The organism is Actinomycetospora sp. (genome assembly GCF_055612215.1).
Window position 1 is genome coordinate 1 of the sequence record NZ_JBVPVA010000717.1, and the last position, 6,410, is coordinate 6,410.

Annotated in this window: 6 protein-coding genes; 4 read left to right on the forward strand and 2 right to left on the reverse strand. The window is 78.1% G+C overall.

Annotation, left to right across the window (positions count from 1 at the left end):
- A partial coding sequence (locus AC0CYZ_RS19640; protein WP_472218373.1) for an alpha-hydroxy-acid oxidizing protein occupies positions 1-410 on the forward strand: 410 nt, incomplete at its 5' end.
- On the opposite strand, the gene AC0CYZ_RS19645 is transcribed toward AC0CYZ_RS19640, so the two are convergent.
- Positions 361-1,077: a DUF1707 domain-containing protein gene (locus AC0CYZ_RS19645; RefSeq protein WP_472218375.1), complete on the reverse strand. Its 717-nt coding sequence runs from the start codon at positions 1,075-1,077 to the stop codon at positions 361-363. The genes AC0CYZ_RS19640 and AC0CYZ_RS19645 overlap by 50 nt on opposite strands.
- Before the next feature lie 100 nt (positions 1,078-1,177).
- On the opposite strand from AC0CYZ_RS19645, the gene AC0CYZ_RS19650 reads away from it, so the two are divergent.
- Positions 1,178-2,500, forward strand: a complete 1,323-nt coding sequence (locus tag AC0CYZ_RS19650; protein ID WP_472218377.1) for an FAD-binding oxidoreductase — start codon at positions 1,178-1,180, stop codon at positions 2,498-2,500.
- Between the two features lie 96 nt (positions 2,501-2,596).
- Here the strand turns inward: AC0CYZ_RS19650 and AC0CYZ_RS19655 are convergent, their stop codons facing one another.
- A complete protein-coding gene (locus AC0CYZ_RS19655; RefSeq protein ID WP_472218379.1) occupies positions 2,597-4,165 on the reverse strand; it encodes a sigma-70 family RNA polymerase sigma factor in 1,569 nt (522 codons plus the stop codon).
- A gap of 146 nt (positions 4,166-4,311) precedes the next feature.
- Between AC0CYZ_RS19655 and AC0CYZ_RS19660 the strand changes: the two genes are divergently transcribed.
- Positions 4,312-5,298 (forward strand): GGDEF domain-containing protein, encoded by a 987-nt coding sequence (locus AC0CYZ_RS19660; RefSeq protein WP_472218381.1) that lies wholly within the window; start codon positions 4,312-4,314, stop codon positions 5,296-5,298.
- A gap of 37 nt (positions 5,299-5,335) precedes the next feature.
- Positions 5,336-6,410 (forward strand): 5-(carboxyamino)imidazole ribonucleotide synthase (locus AC0CYZ_RS19665; protein ID WP_472218383.1); only part of this gene is annotated, 1,075 nt, incomplete at its 3' end.

The window sequence follows — 6,410 nt, forward strand, 5'->3', positions numbered from 1 at the left end:
GGGCCGTCGACGCCGGGGTCGACGGGGTGCTGGTCTCCACCCACGGCGGTCGGCAGGTCGACGCCGCCGTCGCCTCCCTGGATGCGCTGCCCGACGTCGTCGACGCGGTCGCGGGGCAGGTGCCGGTGCTGCTCGACTCCGGGGTGCGCAGCGGGGCGGACGCCGCGATCGCGCTCGCCCTCGGCGCGGCGGCGGTGTGCCTCGGGCGGCCGTGGGTGTGGGGGCTCGCGCTCGCCGGGGCCGAGGGGGTCGCGCAGGTGGTGGGCGACGTCCTCGCGGAGCTCGACCTCACGGTGGGGCTCGCCGGCGCGCGGAGGCCCGCCGAGGTCGAGGTGCGCCCGCGCCGCCGAGGAGCGGACGTCAGTGCCCGAGGTGGCCCGGCCGACGCCCGTCGTCGGGCGCGCCGGTGAGCGGACGTCGGACGACCGACACGCCGCCGAACATCGCGAACCCGCTGACGTGGAGGCGGGGTCCGCCAGGACCCGCAGGCGGGCCCGCCTGGTCGGAGAAGCCGCCCATGAGCCCGATGCCCTGCACCTCGACGTCGGTGTCGGGGTCGACGACGATCTCCGCGCCGCCCATGAGCGCGATGGACACCACCGACAGCCCGGCCGGTCCGATCGCCCCGCGCAGGTCGATCTCCATGCCGCCCATGACCGAGACGGTGCGCAGCGTGAGCCCGCGCTCGTCGAGGCGGGCGCGGCGCAGGTCGAGCGACGTCCCGCCCATCACCGAGACGGCGACGTGGGTCACGCCGGGGGTCCACTCGCCGGTCCGTTCGGCCCCGCTCATCACCGCGATCGAGGTGGAGGTGTCGGGACGGACCGTCACGGGGGTGACGGGTGGGCCGGCCGCGGCGCTGCTCGCGGCGGCGGGCTCGAGGTCGGCGACGATCGGGGCGAGCTCGTGGCGGAACACCGCGCCGTAGGCCCGCGTCTGGCGCTCGTCGCCCTCGACGACGGTCAGTCGGCCGTCGCCGACCGCGCGCCGCACGACCTCGGCGACCCGCTCCCGGTCGGCGTCGGAGGCCCGGATCGCCGGAGCGCTCGGCGGCGGCTCGGCACCCTGCTCGCTCATGGCGGGCAGCCTACGGACGGGATCCGACAGAAGCGCTGGTTCTGGCCGCGGTCACGACTGTGTCTTGGACTTCTGGCCAGTGCCTCCCGACCCTGAGGTCATGACACGCATCGCCATACCGGCCCTGACCGACGTCCGCGGCCCGGTCCGCCACCGCGACGACGCCGACCTCTCCGACGAGCTCGCCGGGTTCCAGACCGCGGACCCACACCGGCCCGACGTCGTCGTCGGCGCCCGGGACGCACACGACGTCGTCGCGGCCGTGCGCCACGCCGCCGACCACGACCTCCCGGTCGCCGTGCAGGCGACCGGGCACGGGCACACGGCCGGCCGTGTCGGGGGAGTCGTGGTCACGACCGGCCGGATGCGCGGGGTGGCGGTCGACCCGATGAGGCGGACGGCGCGCGTGGAGGCCGGCGCCCGGTCGACCGACCTCGTCGCGGCGGCGGCCGCGCACGGGCTCGCGCCGGTGTCGGGCTCGTTCCCGGGCGTGGGCGTCGTCGGCTACACCCTCGGCGGCGGGCTGGGGCTGCTGGGACGCGAGTACGGGTGGGCGTCCGACCACCTGCGGGCGGCCGAGATCGTCACCGGCGACGGGGTCCTGCGCCGGGTCGGGCCGGGCGACGAGCTGTTCGCGGCGCTGCGCGGTGGGCGCCCGGACGTCGGGGTCGTGACCGCGGTGACGGTCGGGCTCGTCCCGGTGCGCACCGTTGTCGGCGGCGGGCTCTTCCTCGACGCCGCCGACGCGGACCGGGTGCTGCCCGTGGTGCGGCGGGTCGGCGCGCAGGCCCCGGAGTCGCTCGGGGTCTCGCTCGGCGTCGTCCCGGTCCCGGACCTCGACGTCGTGCCGGCGCCGATCCGCGGGCGCACTGTGCTGCACGTGCGGCTCGTCGACTCCGACGGGGCCGCCGCGCGCGCCGCCGAGGCCGTGCTGCGCGCGGCCGCACCCGTGCTGCTCGGCGGGCTGACCGAGCTGCCGTGGACCGCGAGCGGGTCGGTCTTCGGGGAGCCGGAGACCCCGCACGCCTACGAGGGGACCAACGCGCTGGTGTCGGAGCTGTCCGACGAGGCGCTGGCGGAGGTCGTGGCCGCGGCGCGGACGGCCCCGGTGGGGTGCGTCGTCGACGTCCGGCGCCTCGGCGGTGCGCTCGCCCGGCCCGCCGAGGGGATCGACGCGGTCTCGTGGCGGGAGGCGGGCTGGATCGTGCGGGTGCTCTCGTCGACGGACGGGGTCCCGACGGCGGCCGTGCGGGCCTCGCACGCCGCGGTGCTGGCGCCGGTGGCGGGCGTGCGCCTGGGGCGCATGGCGGGCTTCGTCTACGGGGCCGCGCCGGTCACGGCCGACGAGGTGCACGCGCCCAGGGTGCGGTCACTGCTCGCGCGGGTGCGGGAGGCGTACGACCCGGGCCGGCTGTTCGGCTGAGCTCGTGCCGCCGGGCCGGCGGTTCCGAGCGAGGGGTCCCTTCGGTCGCTTCTACCGACCGAAGGGCCCCCTCGCTCGACCACGCGGCGGGGCCGCTCAGCGCAGGAGGACGTCGAGCGCCGGCTCGAGCAGGCCCCGGCGGGCCGCGCGGACGTCGGCGCCGAGCCCGAGGACGCGCAGGGCGACCAGGGTGGGGTGGCCGTGCCGGACGACCGGGGCCGCGTGACCCGGTCGCCGGGGCGCGGTCGACGGCCCGCTGCGGTGTGCCGACGACGACGTGCCGCGGGCCCAGCTCCCGGAGCTCACCGTCCCGTGGGCGGCGATCTCGGAACGCAGCGCGCGGCCGGTGGCGGACTCGACCAGCGCGGCCGGTCGGTCCGAGCCGCCGTGGGAGCTCGTCGTGGCCGTGGAGCGCCGGTCGCCGGAGCGCGGGCCGCCCGACGTCGGACCCGGAGCCGCACCGCCGGTCGACGGCGCGCGGCCCGGCGTCGGGGGAGCGGTCGTCGGACCGGGGAGCACCGGGGCCGGCAGGGACGCGTGGGGCAGCGCGACCGCGGACCCGGCGTCGGGAGGCGCCGCGCCGCCGGAGCCGAGCACGGTCGCCGTCGCCACCCCCAGCCCCGCGAGCCCGACGGCCGCCATCCCGAGCCGCCGCGCCCACGGCACCTCGGCCGCGCCGACCACGCCCCCGACGGCGCCGAGCACGCCGATCACCCCGCCGCCCGCGACGAACCACTCCGCCGTCGTGGGCCACGAGCCGGTGAACACCCCGGGCGCCGCGCGGTCGGCGAGGTAGCCGACGAACGCCGCGCCGAGGACGAGCGGTGCGATCGTCGAGCGCAGGATCCCGGAGTTGACCTCCCGCAGTTCGGTCGCCAGGGCCCGGCACTCCGCGCACTCGCGCAGGTGCTCCTCGACCTTGACGGCGTCGCGCTTCGAGAGCCCGCCGCGGGTGTAGGCGCCGAGCTTCTCCTCGGCCTCGCGGTGGCGGCGGTCGCGGGGCGGGGCGGCCGGGCCTCCCGCCAGGTGCTCCTGCAGGTAGGCCTGGCGCAGTCCCTCGCGGGCGCGGTAGCCCAGCGCGGACACCGCGTTGGCGGTGAGGCCGAACAGCGGCGCGATGTCGGCGGGCGAGTCGCCCTCGACCTCGAGGTGCCACAGGACCGCCTGCCACCGCTCGGGCAGCGTCGCGAAGGCCCGGGCGGCGAGCGAGCGCTCGAGCCCGGCGACGGCGGGGTCGGTGAAGGGGACGACGGTGCGCTCGGGGTCGACGCCGACGACCTCGCCCATGTCCTCGGTGAGGTCCAGGCGGCGTTCGGCGCGGGTGCGGTCGTAGGCGAGGTGGCGCAGCGAGGTGAGCAGGTAGGCCCGGAACGCCTCGGTCGGGCCGCCACCCGCACGCAGGATCTCGAGCAGGCGCGCGAAGGCGGCGGAGACCAGGTCGTCGGCGTCGCTGGGGGAGCGGGCGAGCTGGCGGGCGAGGCCGCGGGCGGCGTCGCGGTGGCGGTCGTAGAGGGCGGCGAAGGCGAGCGAGGAGGCCTGGTCGGCGGGGCGTCCGCGCAGGACCGCGAGCAGTTCGGCGTCGCTGCGGGCGTCCGCGCGCGCGGACCCGTTGACCGGCTCACCGCCGGTCGCGGGCCCGGAACCGGGACCACCGCCGTCCGCCATCAGGCCCACCACCCCCTCGCGGGGAGTCTGCGGCCGGGCGCGGGAGGATCCTCGCAGCGTCACCGTCACGGATGACCGTCTCGCGCGTCGCCACCACAGGGCCCGACCGGCGCGCGGGCCGACCGGGCGTGGAGGAGGTACGTGGCATGACCCTCGCGGACGAGCTCACGCGGGGCACCGCGGCCGCGGCGGAGCCTGGCTCCGACGCCGACCGCGCCGACCGCGCCGCCCGTCGCACCGGCCGCGCGCTCGCCCACCAGGCGCTGCGCGAGCGGTGGTTCGCGTGCAGCCGCGCGCTCGGGTGGACGGTCGCGTCCGAGTGGCCCGACCCGACCGTCGACGAGGTCTGCGAAGCCGTCCTGGACGGCCGCGTGGGCCCGCCCCTGGAGCAGGCCCTGACCCACTGGGCCGGCGCGCGGGCATCCGCGGGGATCGGCCTCGACGAGACGCTCTCCGACCTGGCCGCCCTGCACACCGCGGTGAGCGGGGCGCTCGGCGAGCTCGGTCCGCGACGCCGGCTCGCCCTGCCGGGGACGGACGGGTCGCGGCTGGTGCGGGTCGTGTCGCTGGGCTGGAGCGACGTGGCGTGCGGGGACCTCTCCGAGGCCGCCGCGGTCGACCCGCTCTCCGGGCTCGCCAGCTCCCGCTACCTGGTCACCCGCCTCGCCGAGATCCACCGCGCCGCCCGCGCCGCCGGGAGCCGCGTGTCCGAGACCCACGCCCTCGTCGCGGTCACCCTGCCCGTCGCCGGCTGGTCGCGGGTCGCCCCGCTGGCGGTGGCGGGGGACGCCGCGTCGGTCGTGTTCGACGCGGGCGAGACGATCGCGGTCGTCGGGCGGTCCACCGTCGTGGTCCTGGCCCCACGCGACGGTCTCGCCGGCCGCGTCCGGGTCCTGCGCGGACTGCTCGCCCGCCGTCTCTCCGGAGCGGCGGGGGTGACCGGGACACCGGGGGCCCGCATCGTCGCGCTGCCCGCCACCCTCGAGGGCGCGCGGGACACCATCGCCCGGCTGCGGGCCGCCGAGCCGCCCGCTCCGCGGCGTGACCGCATCCTCGGTCTGGACGTGCCCGCCGTCCTCGGGCCCGGCCCGGGTCCCGACGACGAGCCCGACCGGCACCACGGATCCGCCTGAGGCCTCCGGGTCCGGCGGCGGATAGTCTTCCCGGCTCGTGGAGGAGCGCACCGGCCTGCCCGTGGTCGCGATGGTCGGCGGCGGGCAGCTCGCCCGTATGACGCAGCAGGCGGCGATCGCCCTCGGGCAGACGCTGCGCGTGCTCGCGCTGGACCCCGACGAGCCCGCCGCGCGGGTGACCCCCGACGTCGTCATCGGCGACCACCGCGACCTCGACGCGCTGCGCCGGGCCGCGGACGGGGCCGAGGCGCTGACCTTCGACCACGAGCACGTGCCCGGCGACCTGCTGGAGAAGCTGGTCGCCGAGGGGGTCGTCGTCCACCCGGGCCCGGAGGCGCTGCGGCACGCGCAGGACAAGCTGGTGATGCGCCGGCGCCTCGCCGAGCTGGGCGAGCCGGTCCCGCCGTTCGCGCCGGTCGAGGCCCCGGCCGACGTCGAGGCGTTCGCGGCCGAGCACGGCTGGCCGGTGGTGCTCAAGGCCGTGCGCGGCGGGTACGACGGCCGCGGGGTCTGGATGCTCGATTCGCCCGACGAGGCCGCGAGCACCGTGCCCGAACTGCTCGCCGCCGGGACACCGCTGATGGTCGAGCAGAAGGTGGCGCTGCGCCGCGAGCTGGCCGTGGTGCTGGCCCGCTCGCCGTACGGGCAGGCGGCGGTGTACCCGACGGTGGAGACGGTGCAGGTCGGCGGCATCTGCACCGAGGTGCTCGCCCCGGCCCCGGGGCTGTCCGAGGAGGCCGGCGAGGCGGCCGAGGAGCTCGCCCTGCGGATCGCGTCGGCGCTCGGCGTCGTCGGGCTCCTCGCCGTCGAGCTCTTCGAGACCCCCGGCGGGGAGGTCCTGGTCAACGAGCTCGCGATGCGTCCCCACAACTCCGCCCACTGGTCGATGGACGGCGCCGTCACCGGGCAGTTCGAACAGCACCTGCGCGCGGTCCTGGACTATCCGCTCGGCTCGACGGCGACGCTGCGGCCCGCATGCGTGATGGCCAACGTGCTCGGCGCCGCGTCTGCCCCCGCCACCGGGCCCGACGAGCGGCTCCACCACACCCTCGCGCGCGTCGGGGAAGCGCGCGTGCACCTCTACGGCAAGGCGGAACGGCCGGGTCGCAAGA